Below are 17,095 nucleotides of genomic sequence, written 5' to 3' on the forward strand. Positions count from 1 at the left end.
GTCTTTTGTCCGTGGCCTGCGTTGGCTCGGTCCTTACAGCCCGCGTTGGGGATGCTCAGACCTCGCCGCCTTGGCCACAGCCAAAATCCCTCGCCGCAGGACCCCGCGCAATTTTCGGACACGCTCTTAGAGGAGCCGGCGCAGGGCGCGTTCCGCTTGTTTGGGTTTGAACCCCCACGGACCTTGCATGCCGACGTACGCGATTTTGCCTCGGCCATCGATGACGAACATGCGCTCCGGCCAGGCGGCGTAGAGATTGTCCACGGCGTTGTCGAGGGTGTCCACGACGCACGGTATGGAGAGCTTTAGTTTGGCGGAACACGCCTTCGCTACTGTTTGCCGTTCGCCCCAATCCCTCGGTTGATTGAAGATCACGCCCTCGGTTTCATTCGAATCCATCTGCCAGCCATCGGCGGGATGAGCCTCCTGAATGTACACAAAGAGAAACGCGGCGCGGTCCGCGACGCGATTGATGTAATTGAAATAGCCGATGACCTGCACTGCGATTGTGATTTGTTCTTCGGTGAAATGGTGCTCGATGAGCCGGTCAAAGTCCGATTTGTCCATGGCGCCAGGCTGAAGCGTCAGTTTGGCCGCAAAATCGCAAAGCGCGCGGTCTTCCCGGCTCAACGGCGCGAGCCGGTAATCGTAGATCAACTGGTCGGCAGCCTCGTTCTGTCCGGACTCCGCACGGAAGTCCTTCGCATGGGAGAGCGTTCAGTAATAGCAATCGTTGATATTGCTGACGACGGCAGCGAGCATTTCTTTGCGCGCCTTGCTGAGCGCGTTTTCGGATTTCATCAAGCGAACGCAGAAGTGAATGGACGCTTCGGCAGTCGCCGCGTCGCGGCTCATCACTTGGATGATATTCGCGACGCAGCCGGCGCGGGCGAGCGCGGCGTCGTAAAGCCGCTTCACGGCGCCAGTCGCTTCGGACTCATTCGTGAGTTTCAGAAATGCCATTGGGTTTCAGTTCTTGATCTCGGCGGGAAGTCCTGGTCAGAGCCAGCGCCGTGATGCGCCGAATGAATTCCGCCTTGCCGTTGGTGGAAGCGACACGGACGTTTGGATGAGCGGCAGCCAAATCCTGGCGGGCAACGTCCTCGCGGATCGCTCGCTGCACGCGCTCTTGGAGTGTGGTCATTTCGGGCGGCTTTGACTTCCCAAAGATACGGATGGACTGCAAGTCTGCGGCATGAAAAATATTTGTCCACTTTTTGGCGGTTCGTGCATCTTACCTAAAACCAGAGCCAATCCAGGCATGAGCGAAGCGCTGAAACAGGTGACCACGGAGTTTTTGGCCAGCCGGCCACAGCTCATGGCCTTCATTTACGGACTCGTCCGGCATCCGCAGACGGCGGAGGACATTTATCAGGAAGTCTGGCTCAAGCTGGCGGGCGCTCTGGAAAACGGCCCGGCGATCGAGAATCAGGCCCATTGGTGCCGCGCCGTGGCCAAGAATTTGATCCTTCAACATTGGCGAGAACAGCGCGATGCCAAGGTCGTGGCCGACAGCACGCTTTTGGAATTTGTCGATTACGTCGAGCTGGCTTTCGCCGAGGGCGACTCGTCCAGGGACCGTTGGCCAGACCGCCAATACGCCCTCAGCCAATGTGTGGAAGCCCTCCCGGAGAAATCCAAACGGCTGCTCCTGCTCAAATATGACGAGGGTTTCTCCACCGGCGTGATCGCCTCGCACTTGCGGCAATCCACGGCGGCGGTGATCAAAGCGCTCGTCCGCCTCCGCGAAGCGCTCGCCACATGCGTCGAAAAGAAACTCAAGCTGCAGGAGCTGGGACTGTGACAAAGAATTCTCGATACATGTGTCGAAAATTCTTTGTCACAGTCCTAGGTTTATGACCCCACTGGAGGAATTGCTCGTCAAGTGGCAGGATCGCTCCCTGTCGGACGAAGAGTTGGCCGAGTTCACTACGTGGTTGAGCACGCCGGAAGGACGCGCGCGGCTGCGGCAGGAGTTGGCTTTTGACAGCGCCCTGCTGGAAGCGCTTTTGGCGGAGAAAGCTCGCCAGGAAACTGCGCAGCAAGCCCGCGCTTTCGAGACGGCCGAAGTTCGGCAGAGTGAGGTGTTCGCGGGCAGTCGCTTGCGCAAGCTCCGGCAGGCCGTGCAGTGCAGCGTCAGCCGGGCGGGCTGGAAACTCGGTTTGCCTGCGGCAGCCAGTGTGGCGGCTCTTTGTTTCCTGCTGCTGCGGCCGGCGGAGAATGAACCGCTCGCGCAGATCGAAGGACGCCCTCAGGGCACGACACTTGTCAGGGGAGGCAAACCGGTCGCCTGGACCGGCGTGATGGCTGTGAAGTCCGGCGACCAAATTCAAACCTCCGCGCAAAACGGCGCGACCGTGGCGTACCTGAAGGAACCCACAACCCTCGAACTGAATTCCGGGACTCGGCTGCGTTTGGAGAGAACCAATGCGGCCCATCGGCTCGAATTGTCCCAGGGAACTCTCACTGCCAAAGTCGCGCCCCAACCCAAAGGGCACCCGATGCTGATCCTGACGCCTCACGCCGAAGCCATCGTTATGGGCACGGAGTTTCTCCTGGCCGTGGACGCTCAAGCCAGCCGCCTGGAAGTGTTGGATGGAACCGTGCAGTTCGTGAATCGCGAGGACGGCAAATCGGCGTTGGTGACGGGAGGTTTCTTCGCGACCGCATCCAAAGGAGTCGAGATGGCGGCGCGCTCGCTGCTGGAGGATCCCTGGCATTCCCAGGACATTGGCGAAGTGGGATTGGCCGGCGCCGCGCGTTTGGAAGGGAATCGCTGCACCGCCAAAGGCGCGGGACGAAACACGTGCCTGACCAAGGACCAGTTCCATTTCGTGTACCAAGACCTGGAGGGCGACGGGGAGGTCGTGGCGCGCATCGTGGACCTGGAGATGTCCCATCCGGGAGGCAAAGCGGGCGTAGTGATCCGGGAAAGCCTCAAAACCGCGGCCCCGCACGCGTTTCTGTTTTTGCGGCCCGACGGCAATGTGGAGTTTGAGCATCGGCCCGCGATTGAAAGCAAATCCGATCGCGTGGGCCATGAAGGCGCGCCGCACTGGTTGCGCCTGGCGCGCAAGGGCGATTCCATTACGGCTTTTCTATCGCCCGACGGCCAGCGGTGGACCAGGGCCGGCGCGGTCCGAATCAAGATGAGCAAGCGCATTTACATCGGCCTTGGCGTGACGTCGTGGGACAACGCGTCGCTGGGGACGTCCGTCTTCGACAACGTGCGTGTGCTGGCATCATCTCGCTAACCGGGGACAAACAATCGAGTGAATGCGGCAAACCTTGAACCCTGAAATCGAAATCAAAGAAACATGAAACAAAACTTAAACCTGGAGCGCCGCCGCTTCATCAAGACGTTCGCTTTTGCGACCGCATACTCCGCCTTGCTGGGCAAGACCTGGACCGACACGCTGGCCTCAGAAATCAGAACCCTCTCGGTGTCCACCACCGGCACGCTGCGCTTGAAGCTCAGCAGTTTTCCGGCCCTGCAAAACGAATCCGGCTCAGTCCGGCTGGCGTTGAATCCGTTGCGAGCCGATCTGATGCCAGACGGGCAATTCTACCCGGTGATCATCAATCGCGGTCCCAACAACACGTTCTTCGCCCTCAATTCTCGCTGCACGCATCAGCAATGCACGGTCGATCCGATGAATGCCTTCACCAACCAAATGTTGTGCCAGTGTCACGGATCGATCTTCGGGATTGATGGCCGGCGCATTTCCGGTCTGGCAAGCGGCGCGCTCAGCAAATACACGATCCAATTCGACGGGAGCGATCTGTTGCAGGTGCAAATTCCCAGTCTGGGTTACTCCATCACCGGCTCGAATGTTCAGCCGGCCGGGGGCGGAAATCCTCGCTTCCGCTTGGACTTTCGCGCGCTGCGCAAAGTCGAATATGAAGTGCTCTATCGCGAGTCGCTGGACAAGGAGGCCGCGCCGGCTTCCTTTTCCCCAACGGCAGATGGCGCCGCCGACCAGACGACTTTCAGCTCTGCGACCACGGCCAACGTGAGCCTGTTCGTAGAGCGAAAATCCTCGGCCGGATTTTACATGATCGCCGTCCGCGTCAGTGAAATCTAAGAGCGCTTTTTGAAAATGCCTTTTGAATGGAACAGGCCACTGGCCTGTTGCGGCAGGCTACCAGCCTGCCGCAATGTTCGGCGGCAAGTTGCCGCCGAAAACGGGCTGGTAGCCCGTTCCACCCATTTTCAAAACACGCTCTAAACGAAACCTCATCATCACAAATATCAAACCATGAAGAGAACATTCCTCCTCGTCGCGAGCCTTGCTCTCGCCACGTTCACCACCACGGCCCAAGATTGGGCCAAAGCCCGTCTTGAAAAATCCCCGCGCCATCTGGAGTGGGTGAAAATCAAACAAGGCAACCGAGAAGTGAACAGCTTCATCGCGTTTCCCGAAGTCAAAGAAAAGGCCACCGCCGTCGTCGTTATCCACGAAATCTTTGGCCTCACGGATTGGGTGCGTGGCGTCGCGGATCAACTGGCGGAGGCAGGTTACATCGCCATCGCGCCGGATCTTCTTTCCGGCAGTGCGCCGGGTGGCGGCGGCACCGCCGAACTCGGCGCCGGTGATGCGGTTCGCAAGGCCATTTCATCGTTGCCGCCGGACCAAATCACAGCCGACCTCAATGCGGTGGTGGATTACGTGGCCAAATTGGCGGCCTGCAACGGCAAGGTCGCCGTCGGCGGCTTTTGCTGGGGCGGCGGGCAAACGTTCCGTTTCGCCACCAACAACAAAATCATCAAAGCCGGCTTCGCGTTCTATGGCGCCGGGCCGGAGAATGCGGATGACCTTGCCCGCATCAACTGCCCGATCTATGGTTTCTACGGCGGAAACGACGCGCGCGTCAACGCCACCATCCCAAAATCGTCCGAGCTGATGAAGAAAGCGGGCAAGACTTACGATCCGGTGACCTACGAAGGCGCGGGCCACGGTTTCATGCGCGCCGGCGAAGATCCGAGCGGGAATGCCGCCAACAAGAAGGCGCGCGAGGAAGCCTGGACGCGCTGGAAGAATTTGTTGAAGAAAATCTAAAAGTAGGGCAGGCATCCTTGCCGGCCCAATCCTTGAAGCTCAAAGCTTAAAGTGATCAGTCATCAGTAGTCAGCAGTCAGTTATCAGTAGTTAGTCAGTGATCGGTCACGAGTTCGCTGAAAAATGCAAAAACCCCAAAACCAAACCGCTATGAAGAACCCAAGATATTCAACCCTCAAGCTCGCCGCACTCCTGGTCGCGGCGGCGTTGGTGAGCACCCTCTCCATTCAAATGCTCCGCGCCGCCGCCGCCAAACCGAAATTCACCATCAAGGACGTCATGCAGAAACTCCACAAAGGCGATGACAGCGTCCTCCGGCGTGTTTCCGACGGTCACGGCACGAAGGAAGATTTGGCCAAGCTCGTGGAATACTATGAGTCGTTGCCGCTCTGCACGCCCGAACGTGGCGAAAAGACGAGTTGGAACCAGAAATCCACCGCTCTGTTGAAGGCCGCCAAGGCGCTCAAAAGCGGAGAAGCCGGCGCACTGGATGGCTTCAAGAAAGCCGTGAACTGCAAAGCGTGCCACAGCTTGCATCGGCCGCCGCAAAAGTAATCGATCCGCTTTGACCAGAACCATGAATACCTTGACTTCCTACCCTCCGCCTAGCCGCCGCCAGTTTCTCCGCGACCTGAGCTTCGGTACCGCCTTGTTCACCGTGCCCGGGCTCTTTGCCGATGAACTCGTCCGCACGCACCCGCAAACCGAAGGGCCGTTCTATCCCGACAAATTGCCCCTCGACACCGACAACGACCTCCTCGTCATCAATGACACCACCACGCCTGCCCTCGGCGAAGTCACCTGGCTGAACGGACGCGTGCTCGACGCGCGCGGACAACCGATACGCAACGCGCTCGTTGAAATCTGGCAGTGCGATCACAACGGCGCTTATCTCCACAGCGGCACCAGCAATCGCGAGAAACGCGACACGCATTTCCAGGGCTTCGGGCGGTTCCTCACCGGTTCCTCCGGCGAGTATCTGTTTCGCACGATCAAGCCCGTGCCTTATCCAGGCCGCTGCCCGCACATTCATTTCGCGATCAAGATGAAGGGCCGCAAGGAACTGGTCACGCAGTGCTACATCGAAGGCCATCCCGGCAACGAGAAGGACGGCATTTACCGGAGCATCAAAGACCAGCAAGCGCGGAAGTCGATCACCGTTCCATTTATCCCAATGCCGAATTCTCGCATCGGCGAACTCACCGCCCGCTTCGACATCGTGATGGGATTGACGCCGGAAGCGTGATGTGGAAGCAACCAGCGCCTCGAAGACGCATGAAGAGCCCCTGCTATTCCGGCGCGCCTCCCAGAAATCAGCTGCGAGTAATTTGAGTTCCCTCCCCTTGAGGGAAGTAATGTGTTTAGCGTGGTAGGGACGGATTCCACTCCGTCCCAAATCAAGCCTTGAGACAGGCCGCCGCCCAGGAAGAGACGATGGGCCAACGGAGGCTCCAGGTTTTTCCGTGGCCCGTCCCTCTCTTCAAGACACGCCTCCAGGATTAGACCGGGACGGAGTGGAATCCGTCCCTACCAACGCTAAACAGATACTGAGGGAGAGGGAGTAAGGTGTCTCGCGTTGGAACACACCATAAATACTCGCCAAACTGCCTCCGCCCTCGGATATTCCGCTGCGGCCATTGATATGCCGACCGCTCCATCAGACGCCATCGCCAGGGAGAAACGTTTCGACTGGCCGCTTTGTTACGACGCGGAGAACTTCGTCCAGGCACAAATCCAGGCTTTCCTCGCCTGTAACGCCTTCGCCGCCGAACTCTCGGAACGCATGCGCGCCGAAACCGGCACGCTGATGAGCGATTGGGTGGATTACCTGGTCGTGCCAGCCCCGGCCGAAGCGCAGTTTCGGACGGCTGGCTTCACCGACGATCCGCTGGGCGAGACGGAGGCAAACACGCAGCAGGCGCTTTGGCATCCGGAAGCGGTGCTCCCGCGCGTGATTCTCGATCGCTCCGTCTCGCATGCCGCGCCGCCTTCCACACTGGCCATGCGCGTGGACAGCGTTTCGGATTTCATGGCCGCTCACCGGATTGACCGAGAGCCGGAAGGAGCGCCGCGGTCTCGGTTTCGCCGCGTTGCAGTGTCGGAGGAAAACGGATTTCGCTTGGAAGCCGTCGAGCGGCATGGGTATCGCGGCTTCGTGTCTGGCGAACCAAAGCCGGTGCAGATTGTGGCCGTCCTCAAAGCTCAAGAACTTTGGAAAACGCGGCGCCGAGCTTTTGAGGATGACGTGGAAGGTTTCCGCCACGCGCACGCCTTGCTGGATCGCGTGATCGAGTTGGTGGGCCGCAACCTCGCTTGCCATGTCGTTTTTGCCGAAGAACGCGCGTATTGGCAGCGCCGCAACCGCGCCGCCCAAATTCAGAAACGCCGCCAGGATCGGCTCGGCCTGGGCTGGGCCAATCACGATCACCACACGTTCCGCAGTTCGCGCGCCCATTTTGTCGATCTGATGCGCATCCTGGATAAGCTCGGTTTTGAGCGGCGCGAGCGTTATTACGCCGGTGCACAGGCCGGTTGGGGCGCGCAAATTCTGGAACACCCGGTGGAGCCGGTCGTCGCGTTCTGCGACGTCGATCTGGAGCCCGAGGAGACCGAGATCGACTTTTCTCGTCAGTCTTTGCCGCTTTCCAGAAAACTGGGGACGATCGGCCTGTGGGTCGGGCTGCATGGCGAAAGCTTTCTCGCCGCGGGCATGCATCACCTCGAATGCCGCTTCGATCACAACTTGCTGCGCGACCAACTCGCCTCCGAAGGGGTCGCCACCATGAAACCGTTCTCGGATTTGCCGTTCCTCAAGCAGGCCTTCACGGAAGGCGAGCGCTGGCCCGTGCGCCGGGAACGCGCGGAGCGCCTTCGCCACGCAGGCTTGATCGACGAGAGCCAGTTCAAGCAGTTCGCGAAGGAAGGCGCGATCGGCAGCCACCTGGAAAACCTCCAACGCAAAGGCGGTTTCAAAGGGTTCAATCAGAAGTCGGTGAGCGTGATCATCGAAGCGACCGATCCGCGCCGGCACGTGGCTTGAGTTCAAGGTTCAAAGTTCAAAGTTCAAAGTTCAAAGTTTGATGCTGGATTTGACGTTTGGGTAGGTGAGTTCGGCCCGCGAAAATCACGAGAGGCACCAAAAGACAACGTGTTAGCGCATCCAGAACCGGGTGAGTGATGAGAATTGCCTCGGCAACGCGCTTTAATTCGTGCGGATCGTGTGTTTCGCGGGCCTGCTCGCTCTTTTCATGAACCAGACGGTAGGGCGAGCCTGTCCCCAGCGAGCCGTGTCGGACGTGTTCTGCGCACGTCGAGAGGCTCGCCGGGGCGGACTCGCCCTACCGGGGTTCATGGGCTCTCGATCGGATCGCTTTACGCTTCACGTTTTGCGTTTTACGGCCCAGTCTCAAACCACTCCCCTGGCGAAACCGTCCTCCCGGTCTCGGCGGAACGGTAGCACGCGAACACCGCCGCGACGTTCTGCAAGTAGTCTTCGCCTTCGGACTCGCTGCGCTGACCGGACTGCAAGCAATTCACCAGATGTTCCTGGGTGGCTTTGACGCTGTCGCCTTTGTAACCCTCGCCGGGCGCCGGAAATTCGTGCCGGACTTCTTCCTGGCCATACGCAGTCAGCCAGAGCTGGCCGTCCGGAGATAAACGAATTGCGGCGCGATCGCCTTCAAGCCGGAAGGCGCCCAGCGTCACATCGACCGGGACACGCCCGCTGAACCGATTCGCGTCGATGAGTCCCTGGACACCGCTGTGAAACTTCATTTGCACGAGCGCGTAGTCCTCGCCTTTGATCAGCGGATTCACGCGCGCCGTCTGGCAGGAGACCGTCGCGATCTCGCCCACCAGGTAGCGGAAGGTATCGACGAAGTGCACGACGACCTCGTAAAGGATGAATTGCGGCATGTCGCGGAAATACGGCTGCACGGTGTAAGGCTGGGCGCCGCGGCCGTCTCCGGTGCGCATGTGAAACGCAATGTGGAACGGTTTGCCGAGGGTTCCGGCTTCGAGCAGACGTTTGATCTCGCGGTACCACGGTTGCCAGCGCCAGTTCTCGTGCAAAAGCAGACGGACGCTGGCGTCGTTGCAAACTTTGACCATGGCCCGGCATTCGTCCCACGTCGGAGCCATGGGCTTTTGGCAGATGGCGTTCGCGCCATGGCGCGCGGCCAGCGTCACCAGTTCCAAATGCGCTTCGGGCCGCGTGGCGATATCGACGAAGTCCGGTTTCTCTGTCGCGAGCATCGCGGCGGGGTCCGTGTAAGCGGACGGAATTCCCCAGCGCTCGGCGAATTCGTTGGCGCGGCCGGGAAGGGCATCGGCCACCGCCGTAATCTTCGCAGTCGGGATGCGGTTCCAGCCTTCCGCTTGAAATTGCGCAAAGTAACCCGCGCCGATCATTACGCCTTTGAGGGGAGTCATGCGTGGGCGATCAAAACGGCTGAATCGGTTTTACACCTATGGATCACTTGCCTTTGCTCGCGAGGATCTCTCGCGCCCAAGCGGCCTCCTCGTCGGGCAACGGAAGACTGAGCGATTTGGCGTAGTTGATCGCCGACGCATACCGGCCCCGTTCGTAGCAGGCGTCGATCAGGAGTTGCAGATCCAGGGCAACATCCGGGTCGGTGCGGCGCAAGGGCACCCGGATCGTGGGAAGGCGCTCGCGCAGCGGCAGAACGTAGAATTCGTGGCGACTCCACCAGGGCGGCCGTGTCACGCAGGCATGATAGCAGACGCGGCCAGGCGGCACCGGTTTGAGCAGAGAGCGGTCGGGCAAAATCCAAGTGCCCCCGCGCAACAAGTCGATCTCGACGATGCTGATGCCACCCCGCAAGTAATCGTTCCGCTTTCGGCGCCAGTTCAGAACGGCGTCGAGGTCCGCCTTGTTGGAAGGCGAAAGCACTTCAATCGCGGTGATGACGTGCGCGCGGCTATCCACGATCACCAGGCGGCGGAGGACTTCTTCACCGAAGTCCACAATCGTGGGTTCCGCCGCCGTGACCGTTGCGCCTTCCTGCCCCAAGACCGGTCCTGAGGGCCGGTCCCACGATTCGGCAATCGCCACATCGGGCAAGTAAGTGCGCGCTTTTTCCTCTTCGGCCGCGATGGCCAGCCGCTCATCGACGCGCGCCTGGAGACCGGCCGGCAGTTCGAGGTTCAGTTGATCGCAAGCGTAAACCAGGATCTTGGCATGGACGTCCTGCCAGAATTCCTCCAGCCACGGGTTCATGCCTGGAAACGGATTCTTCACGCTGAAGGTCGTAGCATCGAAACCGTTCGTTCGCACGAAAAAATAGCCGGAACCGGTGACGTTGAATGCGACGGGAGAAACGTTGAGAAGATGGCAAACTTCCCAGCGACCACCGATGCACGGTGAAGTTGGCGTTGGGAATTGCGGTGAACGACTGGCTCTGTCCTCTTACCTTGATGACGCTTTGCGGTGTGACGGAGCCGTGGGCGCCGGCGGAAGCGGTGATGGTGAAGAGGTCGGGATTGCGCGCCACCGTGAATCCCTGCAAGCCAGTCAAATTGGCGGGTGGATATTTCCCCCCGCCGACGCCGAGCACAGTTGGGTAAGATTCACCACGCATGGGTGAATTCGCATAGGAACCGCCATTGAAGGCGCGCAGGACCACGAGCACTTTCGTGCCGGGAGCTATCCCAGGCAGCAGAACGTCAACGGGATCTGGGTTCAACCGCGGATAACGCGGATGACGGATCAGACGCGTTTTTCATCCGAGAAATCCGCGGTTAAGAAATCAGTTCGGAGGTTCAGTGTGCGAACTTCGATTGGAGGATTTTGTTCTCACGTCTCGCGCTGCTTGACACCTGGATTGGGTTTTACCAGTTTACGCACTTGAACCCTGGTATGATTCATCGCTAATTCAACCACAGATGAACGCAGATAGACGCAGATGGGAAAGGGTCGCAAATCGGGCCTGGTTCACCATTTGGGAATCCATGTTCAGCAACAGCCTGCACTGAAACACTTGCCTGCCCATGCAAATCCAAAATCCGAACTCCGAACTCCGAAACAATTTCCAAATGCCAATTCGGGAATTGGAGAAACGAGACCGGAGATGCTTTGAGGTTTTGATTTCCGCGATTCGAGATTGTTTCGGATTTCGGATTTCGGATTTCGGATTTTGGCTATCGCCTCGCCGGATTTTGCTTGTCTCGGCGTTGCTTCTTCACGTGTCGCTGAGCACGGCGGCCCAGGAAGCGGGCTTCACCCGGATTTTCGACGGCGCCTCGTTGAATGGATGGACGCACATCAACAAGAGAGGACCGGGTTACCTCGCGCAGGACGGCCTTCTGGTGTGTCCGGCCAATGGCGGCGGAAATCTGTTTACGGAGAAGGAATACGAGAACTTCGTTTTCCGGTTCGAATTCAAACTGGCCGAGAACGGAAACAACGGCATCGGCATTCGGTCCCCGCTGGACGGCCGGGCCTCGTCGCTGGGGATGGAGATTCAGATCCTTCACGACGACGGGCCCGAATTCAAAGACAAGCTTCGCCCCGCCCAGTACCATGGCTCGGTCTATGACATCATTCCAGCGACGCGCGGTTCGCTGAAGCCGCCCGGCGAATGGAACAGCGAGGAAATCCTCGCCGACCGCCGCCACATCAAAGTCACGGTCAACGGCCAGGTCATCGTCGATGCGAATCTGAACGACGTTCACGATCCGGCGACGTTGCAGAAGCATCCGGGCCTGCTGCGCGAGCGCGGCCACATTGGCTTCCTAGGCCACGGCACGCACCTGGAGTTTCGGAACATTCGCATCAAGGAATTGCCCGGCCGCGTCCAGGACAACACGCCTCCGCCGGGGTTCACCGCGTTGTTCAATGGACGCACAATCGAGGGCTGGAAAGGCTTGCTCGCGCCGCCGAACGATAACCCCTCCAAGCGCGCGCAGTTGTCGGCGGCGGAGCGCGCTGCGGCTCAAGCGAAAGCTGATGAGCGAATGCGCGCGCATTGGAAAGTCGTGGACGGCGCGCTGGAATTCGACGGCCAAGGAGACAGCCTTTGCACCATGAAGGATTACGGCGACTTCGAGTTGCTGGTGGATTGGAAGATTCACGAGAACGGTGACAGCGGCATTTATTTGCGCGGCAGCCCGCAGGTGCAAATCTGGGATCCCAAGAATCCGAAATACAATCCAAAGCACGTCGGTTCCGGAGGCCTTTTCAACAACCAGAAAAATCCCAGCACACCGTCCAAAGTCGCGGACAAACCCATCGGCGAGTGGAATGCATTCCGCATTTTGATGGTAGGGGAGAAAGCGCACGTGTTTCTCAACGGCGAGTTGGTCGTGAACAACGTGACGCTGGAGAACTACTGGGAGCGGGACCAACCGATCTACCCGACCGGCTCGATCGAACTGCAAAACCACGGGGACAAACTTTATTTCAAGAACATTTACGTCCGCGAAATCCCGCGCAGCAGAATCGATCAGTAATCCTTCCCATGAACCGTTCCTCCGGACCGTGGCCTTTAGGCCGCTTCAACGCTGGACTCCGGCGAGTGCGCGGAAGCAGCCTGAAGGCTGCGGTCCGTGCAGTTTTCGGTTCATGGGCCATCTGCATGGCTTCTTGGCCGTGGAAACTTCCCATGAACCAGACGGTAGGGCGAGCCTGTCCCCAGCGAGCCGAGTCGGACGTGTTCCACGCACGTCGAACGGCTCGCCGGGACGGACTCGCCCTACCGAGTTCATGGGTCGTGTGCATGGCCGCGTGGCCATAGAAGCTTTCCATGATGAACCAATGAGCCTTAGGAATCTCCGACTCTCTCGCCGTGCGTTTCTCAAACGCGCTTCTCGAACGGCCGCTGGCGCCCTCTGGCTCGGCGCCATCGCGCCCGTGCGCTCCGCCTCGCCGAACTCGAAGCTGAACATTGCTGTCATTGGCGTCGCCAATCGCGGCGGAGCGAATCTTGAAGGCGTGAAAAGCCAGAACCTCGTCGCGTTGTGCGACGTGGACGACAAATATCTGACCGCCGCGGCGCAGAAATTCCCCCCCGCGAAGACTTACCATGACTTTCGACGGTTGATGGACCAGTCGGGCATTGACGCGATCGTCGTCTCGACGCCGGACCACACCCATGCCGTGGCTGTCGTGGCGGCGTTGCAAAGCGGGCGTCACGTGTATTGTGAAAAACCGCTGACCCGGACGATTTCCGAATGCCGCATCGTGACCGAGCTGGCGCGAAAACAAAGGCGGGTCACGCAACTGGGAACTCAAATTCACGCTGGGAACAATTACCGGCGCGTGGTCGAGTTGATCCAAGCCGGCGCCATCGGGGCAATCTCCGAAGTCCACGTCTTTGTCAGGGCCTTGAACGGCGGCATGGATCGTCCGACCGCCACGCCGCCGGCGCCGGATCACTTGCACTACGATTTGTGGATCGGGCCGGTCGAGCATCGCCCTTACAGCCCGGAGTATCATCCGAACAAGTGGCGGAACTGGTGGGCGTTTGGCGGCGGCGCGCTGGCGGACTTCGGCTGCCATTACATGGACTTGCCGTTTTGGGCGTTGGGATTGCGGCATCCAAGCGCGATTGAGATTGTGGACGGTCCGCCGGTTCACGCGGAATCGACGCCTCCCTGGTTGATCGTGCGCTACGAATATCGGGCGCGAGAGAACCAACCTCCGCTAAACCTCATCTGGTACCACGGCGGAAAGCGGCCTGAGATCGATCTGAGTTCGGAGAAGGCTGCGAAATGGCCGAGCGGCGTCTTGTTCGTGGGCGACAAAGGAAAGCTCCTGGCGGATTACACCAAGCACCTTCTCTTGCCCGAGAAGGATTTTAAGGACTTCGTGCGGCCAGCCGCCTCCATTCCGAATTCGATCGGACATCACTTGGAATGGATTGAAGCGTGCAAGACCAGCGGGGCAACCTCGTGCCGTTTCGATTACTCCGGCCCGCTCACCGAAGCCGCGCTGCTCGGCAATGTGGCGTATCGCGCGGGCAAGAAACTGATGTGGGATCATGCGCATCTCAAAGCGACGAACTGTCCGGAGGCTCAGGCGTTCATTCAACATCATTACCGCGATGGCTGGAAAATATGATGCCCCAGAGTAGGGCGAGTCCGTCCCGGCGAGCCGTGTCCGACGTAGTGGCAACACTTTGGAGGCGGCTCGCTGGGGACAGGCTCGCCCTACCGAAGTCAAAATGACGGATGAATCTAATCCATAAATTGATTCTGGCAGGGTTGGGAATCCTCGCGACCGGACGATTGGCTCCCGCCGTGGTGACTATGCAATTCGACGCCGCGTTCCCCCTCACCCCAGCCCTCTGCCTCAGGGAGAGGGAGTTGTTTTTTCCAACGCGGGAATGGTCCCTGAATGGTGAGTTGAACCACAGCCCTGGAAATGTTCTCCCTTTCCCCAGGGGAGAGGGCCGGGGTGAGGAGAACGGAGCCGTCGCACTGAACAGATCCGGCGTAGAGAGCGCCGCCGTGCCCGACCAAACCTGGCCAAAGCTCGCTCCCTTCTTCAGTCCGCCGCCCGAATTCGCCGGCGACTACGGCAGTTATCCTTCGCCGTTGAAGTTCTACGATGGTCGCGTCGTGAAGACCCAAGAACAGTGGGCCGAACGCCGGCGCGAGATTCTCGTTCGATGGACGGAGCTCATGGGGCCGTGGCCGCCCGTCCTCGAGCAGCCGAGGATCGAGTTTCTGGAACATGAAAAGCGCGAGAATTTCATCCAACATCGCGTGCGTCTGGAGATCGCTCCGAATCAACTCGAGCTCGCCTACCTGCTCGTGCCTGAAGATCCCGGCCCACTTCCGGCGGTTGTCGTGCCCTACTACGAACCGCTGTCGAGCATTGGCCGGAAAGAGCCGCTGCGGGATTTCGGTTATCAACTCGCCAAACGCGGCTTCGTCAGCTTGAGCCTGGGTTCACCCGGCGGCTCGGCGCGAGAGCCCAGCACCGCCGGAGCGGTTTGTCAGCCGTTGTCTTTTCTTGCTTATGTCGCCGCCAACGCCTGGAACGCCCTGGCCAATCATCCGAAAGTGGATCGCGCGCGCATTGGAATCGTTGGCCATTCGTATGGTGGGAAGTGGGCGATGTTTGCGGCGTGCCTGCACGAGAAGTTCGCGTGCGGCGTGTGGTCCGATCCGGGCATCGTCTTCGACGAAACGCGGCCCAATGTGAATTACTGGGAACCGTGGTATCTCGGCCTCGACGCCCACGCGAAACGCAAACCGGGCGTCCCGAAGCAAGACAATCCCCGCACCGGCGCCTACAAGCAAATGATCGCGGCCGGCCTGGACCTCCATGAACTCCAGGCCCTGATGGCGCCTCGGCCTTTCCTGGTCTCGGGCGGTGCGGAAGATCGTCCGGCACGCTGGCGCCCGTTGAATCATGTGATCGCGGTCAATCAACTCCTGGGCCACACGAACCGGGTGGCCATGACCAATCGCGAGGGCCACACGCCGACTTTGGAATCGAACGAGCAGGTTTACGGTTTCTTCGAAAATTTCCTGAAACGGGGAAGGTAGGTCGCGGGCTGAACCCTCTTTATTGAGGAGAGTACGTGCTTAGGGTCTGCTCAAAAATAACTTGGGGTTTTGGCGGGAGCGCCGCCTGGCCGGATGCAAGGCGCGAGGAGGGAGCAGCCCCCCGGTGAGGCTGTGACCGACGAGCAACGCCGCAGCCTGCCAGGCGCCGCCCCGCCCCGGTGGGCTGGGGCGATTTTGGCTTCTGGCTTCGTTGCTCCTCAGTCACAGAGCCAGGGCTATGCTCCTTCGTCGCGCCGCGCCAGAAGCCAAAATTGCCGCCAGCAAAACCCCAAGTTATTTTTGAGCAGACCCTTAGCGTTGGCAGGGACGGATTCCACTCCGTCCCTGACTAATCCTTGAGGCGTCCCTTGAACGCTTGAACGGAGAGACGGACGAAGGAAGATCCCAGAGCCTCCGTTAGCCCATTGTCTCCTCCTGGTCGGCGGTCTATCCTCAGGTCTGATTTGGGACGGAGTGGAAGAGCGTCCCTACCACGCTAACCACGTGCCGGGTCGGAGGCCGGCGCTCCGGTGATGAAACGCGAGCTTGCCGGCAGGCCGGCTTTGGGAAAGATTGGTCCCCACAACCAGAGTGGCGGAAGCTGACCAAAGTTCTATGAAACGAATCCTCGTCTCGCGTTGTTCATTCCTCACAATTCTTGCCCGGCTGTGCGCCATCGCGACCTGCCTGACCCTCAACGGCCAAGGCCGCGCGCAGGACAATCAGAAATCGGACGTGACCGGCACATGGAAATGGACTCAGCGCCGGCCCAATGGCCAGCCGTTCGAGACGACTCTGAAACTCAAACAGCAAGGCGACAAGATCACCGGGGTTCAACTGGGTCGGGGTGGAGAGGTGAACATCCGCGACGGGATCATCCGTGAAGGCAAGCTCTCGTTCAAAGTCGTCCTGGACTTCGGCGGCGGGGAACGGATCATCAAATATGAAGGCGCGCTCAAGGACGACACGATCGAAGGCAAGATCGAGTCGGATTTCGGCGGCGGCCCTCCAGTCCGCCCATGGCTCGCCAAACGGGAAATCGCAAAGCCCAAACCCGCCATGAACGTCACCGGAACGTGGCAGTGGACTTTCACCACGCCGGGTGGCCAGACCTTCGAGCCGCGCGTTCGGCTTGCGCAAACGGGTGAAAGATTGACCGGCACGGTCTTCTGGGGCGAGGGTGAAGCCGCGATTTCCGACGCTTCTGTCGAGGACGAGCAGGTGTCCTTCAAGGTCGTGCGCGAGCGCGCCGGCCGATCCGTCACGACCCAGTACCGAGGCAAACTCGCCGGGGACACAATCGTGGGAAAGATCGAGTCCGATTGGAGCGGCAATGTGCAGACCTTCGACTGGAACGCCCGGAAGGTGGGCGCGCAAGCTAACGCCTCACCTTAGTGGTCCGTTTCGTAAATACGCTCACGTTCGTTGCGCCCAATTTGGCCTGGGGCAAGGCGCGACGAGCGAGCATCCCCCGCCAGTGGGGCTGTGACCGAGGAGCAACGCAGCCCCAGGCAAAATTC

At 59.8% G+C, this 17,095-nt stretch carries 16 protein-coding genes; 11 read left to right on the forward strand and 5 right to left on the reverse strand.

Annotation, left to right across the window (positions count from 1 at the left end):
* Positions 1-126 precede the first annotated feature (126 nt).
* From FJ398_16380 to FJ398_16390, 3 genes are read right to left on the reverse strand one after another with little or no spacing between them, the layout of a single operon-like run.
* Positions 127-657 (reverse strand): hypothetical protein, encoded by a 531-nt coding sequence (locus FJ398_16380; GenBank protein ID MBM3839511.1) that lies wholly within the window; start codon positions 655-657, stop codon positions 127-129.
* A 60-nt stretch (positions 658-717) separates the two neighbouring features.
* Complete coding sequence (locus FJ398_16385; GenBank protein ID MBM3839512.1) at positions 718-963, reverse strand: hypothetical protein; 246 nt, start codon at positions 961-963, stop codon at positions 718-720.
* Positions 938-1,144, reverse strand: coding sequence for a hypothetical protein (locus tag FJ398_16390; GenBank protein ID MBM3839513.1), 207 nt, complete (start codon positions 1,142-1,144; stop codon positions 938-940). Before FJ398_16390 ends, FJ398_16385 begins: the two co-directional genes overlap by 26 nt.
* A 51-nt stretch (positions 1,145-1,195) precedes the next feature.
* Here FJ398_16390 and FJ398_16395 point away from each other — a divergent pair, with 51 nt between their 5' ends.
* From FJ398_16395 to FJ398_16425, 7 genes are all read left to right on the forward strand, one after another.
* A complete protein-coding gene (locus FJ398_16395; GenBank protein MBM3839514.1) occupies positions 1,196-1,804 on the forward strand; it encodes a sigma-70 family RNA polymerase sigma factor in 609 nt (202 codons plus the stop codon).
* Between the two features lie 52 nt (positions 1,805-1,856).
* Positions 1,857-3,254 (forward strand): hypothetical protein, encoded by a 1,398-nt coding sequence (locus tag FJ398_16400; protein ID MBM3839515.1) that lies wholly within the window; start codon positions 1,857-1,859, stop codon positions 3,252-3,254.
* Between the two features lie 63 nt (positions 3,255-3,317).
* Positions 3,318-4,085, forward strand: a complete 768-nt coding sequence (locus tag FJ398_16405) for a Rieske (2Fe-2S) protein (GenBank protein MBM3839516.1) — start codon at positions 3,318-3,320, stop codon at positions 4,083-4,085.
* A 174-nt stretch (positions 4,086-4,259) separates the two neighbouring features.
* Positions 4,260-5,060: a dienelactone hydrolase family protein gene (locus FJ398_16410; protein ID MBM3839517.1), complete on the forward strand. Its 801-nt coding sequence runs from the start codon at positions 4,260-4,262 to the stop codon at positions 5,058-5,060.
* 150 nt (positions 5,061-5,210) lie between these two features.
* The gene (locus tag FJ398_16415; protein MBM3839518.1) at positions 5,211-5,615 is read left to right on the forward strand and encodes a hypothetical protein; all 405 of its coding nucleotides are present in this window, start codon (positions 5,211-5,213) and stop codon (positions 5,613-5,615) included.
* 22 nt (positions 5,616-5,637) lie between these two features.
* Positions 5,638-6,306: an intradiol ring-cleavage dioxygenase gene (locus tag FJ398_16420; protein MBM3839519.1), complete on the forward strand. Its 669-nt coding sequence runs from the start codon at positions 5,638-5,640 to the stop codon at positions 6,304-6,306.
* Positions 6,307-6,702: 396 nt separating this feature from the next.
* Positions 6,703-8,100, forward strand: coding sequence for a hypothetical protein (locus FJ398_16425; protein ID MBM3839520.1), 1,398 nt, complete (start codon positions 6,703-6,705; stop codon positions 8,098-8,100).
* Positions 8,101-8,453: 353 nt separating this feature from the next.
* On the opposite strand, the gene FJ398_16430 is transcribed toward FJ398_16425, so the two are convergent.
* Both FJ398_16430 and FJ398_16435 read right to left on the reverse strand, forming a co-directional pair.
* On the reverse strand, positions 8,454-9,491 hold the full coding sequence (locus tag FJ398_16430) for a Gfo/Idh/MocA family oxidoreductase (protein MBM3839521.1): 1,038 nt from the start codon (positions 9,489-9,491) through the stop codon (positions 8,454-8,456).
* Positions 9,492-9,534: 43 nt separating this feature from the next.
* Positions 9,535-10,356 (reverse strand): DUF4058 family protein, encoded by an 822-nt coding sequence (locus FJ398_16435; GenBank protein MBM3839522.1) that lies wholly within the window; start codon positions 10,354-10,356, stop codon positions 9,535-9,537.
* Between the two features lie 758 nt (positions 10,357-11,114).
* Between FJ398_16435 and FJ398_16440 the strand changes: the two genes are divergently transcribed.
* The 4 genes from FJ398_16440 to FJ398_16455 all read left to right on the forward strand — a co-directional run bounded on the left by FJ398_16440 (position 11,115) and on the right by FJ398_16455 (position 16,970).
* Positions 11,115-12,530, forward strand: coding sequence for a DUF1080 domain-containing protein (locus tag FJ398_16440; GenBank protein ID MBM3839523.1), 1,416 nt, complete (start codon positions 11,115-11,117; stop codon positions 12,528-12,530).
* Between the two features lie 304 nt (positions 12,531-12,834).
* Positions 12,835-14,139: a Gfo/Idh/MocA family oxidoreductase gene (locus FJ398_16445; GenBank protein ID MBM3839524.1), complete on the forward strand. Its 1,305-nt coding sequence runs from the start codon at positions 12,835-12,837 to the stop codon at positions 14,137-14,139.
* A 188-nt stretch (positions 14,140-14,327) separates the two neighbouring features.
* Positions 14,328-15,575: a sialidase gene (locus FJ398_16450; protein MBM3839525.1), complete on the forward strand. Its 1,248-nt coding sequence runs from the start codon at positions 14,328-14,330 to the stop codon at positions 15,573-15,575.
* A gap of 615 nt (positions 15,576-16,190) precedes the next feature.
* Positions 16,191-16,970 carry a hypothetical protein gene (locus FJ398_16455; GenBank protein ID MBM3839526.1) on the forward strand — a complete coding sequence of 260 codons (780 nt, stop codon included), beginning with the start codon at positions 16,191-16,193 and terminating at the stop codon, positions 16,968-16,970.
* The last annotated feature ends 125 nt before the right edge of the window (positions 16,971-17,095 follow it).

The sequence above is a fragment of the Verrucomicrobiota bacterium genome (assembly GCA_016871535.1).
Taxonomy (GTDB): domain Bacteria; phylum Verrucomicrobiota; class Verrucomicrobiia; order Limisphaerales; family SIBE01; genus VHCZ01.

Bases quoted from the DNA above. Each gene is read 5' to 3' on its own strand.
- FJ398_16385 (MBM3839512.1), bottom strand. From the start codon at position 963: ATGGCATTTCTGAAACTCACGAATGAGTCCGAAGCGACTGGCGCCGTG.
- FJ398_16420 (MBM3839519.1), top strand. From the start codon at position 5,638: ATGAATACCTTGACTTCCTACCCTCCGCCTAGCCGCCGCCAGTTTCTC.
- FJ398_16455 (MBM3839526.1), top strand. From the start codon at position 16,191: ATGAAACGAATCCTCGTCTCGCGTTGTTCATTCCTCACAATTCTTGCC.
- FJ398_16410 (MBM3839517.1), top strand. From the start codon at position 4,260: ATGAAGAGAACATTCCTCCTCGTCGCGAGCCTTGCTCTCGCCACGTTC.
- FJ398_16450 (MBM3839525.1), top strand. From the start codon at position 14,328: ATGCAATTCGACGCCGCGTTCCCCCTCACCCCAGCCCTCTGCCTCAGG.
- FJ398_16415 (MBM3839518.1), top strand. From the start codon at position 5,211: ATGAAGAACCCAAGATATTCAACCCTCAAGCTCGCCGCACTCCTGGTC.
- FJ398_16440 (MBM3839523.1), top strand. From the start codon at position 11,115: ATGCCAATTCGGGAATTGGAGAAACGAGACCGGAGATGCTTTGAGGTT.
- FJ398_16430 (MBM3839521.1), bottom strand. From the start codon at position 9,491: ATGACTCCCCTCAAAGGCGTAATGATCGGCGCGGGTTACTTTGCGCAA.
- FJ398_16400 (MBM3839515.1), top strand. From the start codon at position 1,857: ATGACCCCACTGGAGGAATTGCTCGTCAAGTGGCAGGATCGCTCCCTG.
- FJ398_16405 (MBM3839516.1), top strand. From the start codon at position 3,318: ATGAAACAAAACTTAAACCTGGAGCGCCGCCGCTTCATCAAGACGTTC.
- FJ398_16445 (MBM3839524.1), top strand. From the start codon at position 12,835: ATGAGCCTTAGGAATCTCCGACTCTCTCGCCGTGCGTTTCTCAAACGC.
- FJ398_16395 (MBM3839514.1), top strand. From the start codon at position 1,196: ATGAAAAATATTTGTCCACTTTTTGGCGGTTCGTGCATCTTACCTAAA.
- FJ398_16390 (MBM3839513.1), bottom strand. From the start codon at position 1,144: ATGACCACACTCCAAGAGCGCGTGCAGCGAGCGATCCGCGAGGACGTT.
- FJ398_16425 (MBM3839520.1), top strand. From the start codon at position 6,703: ATGCCGACCGCTCCATCAGACGCCATCGCCAGGGAGAAACGTTTCGAC.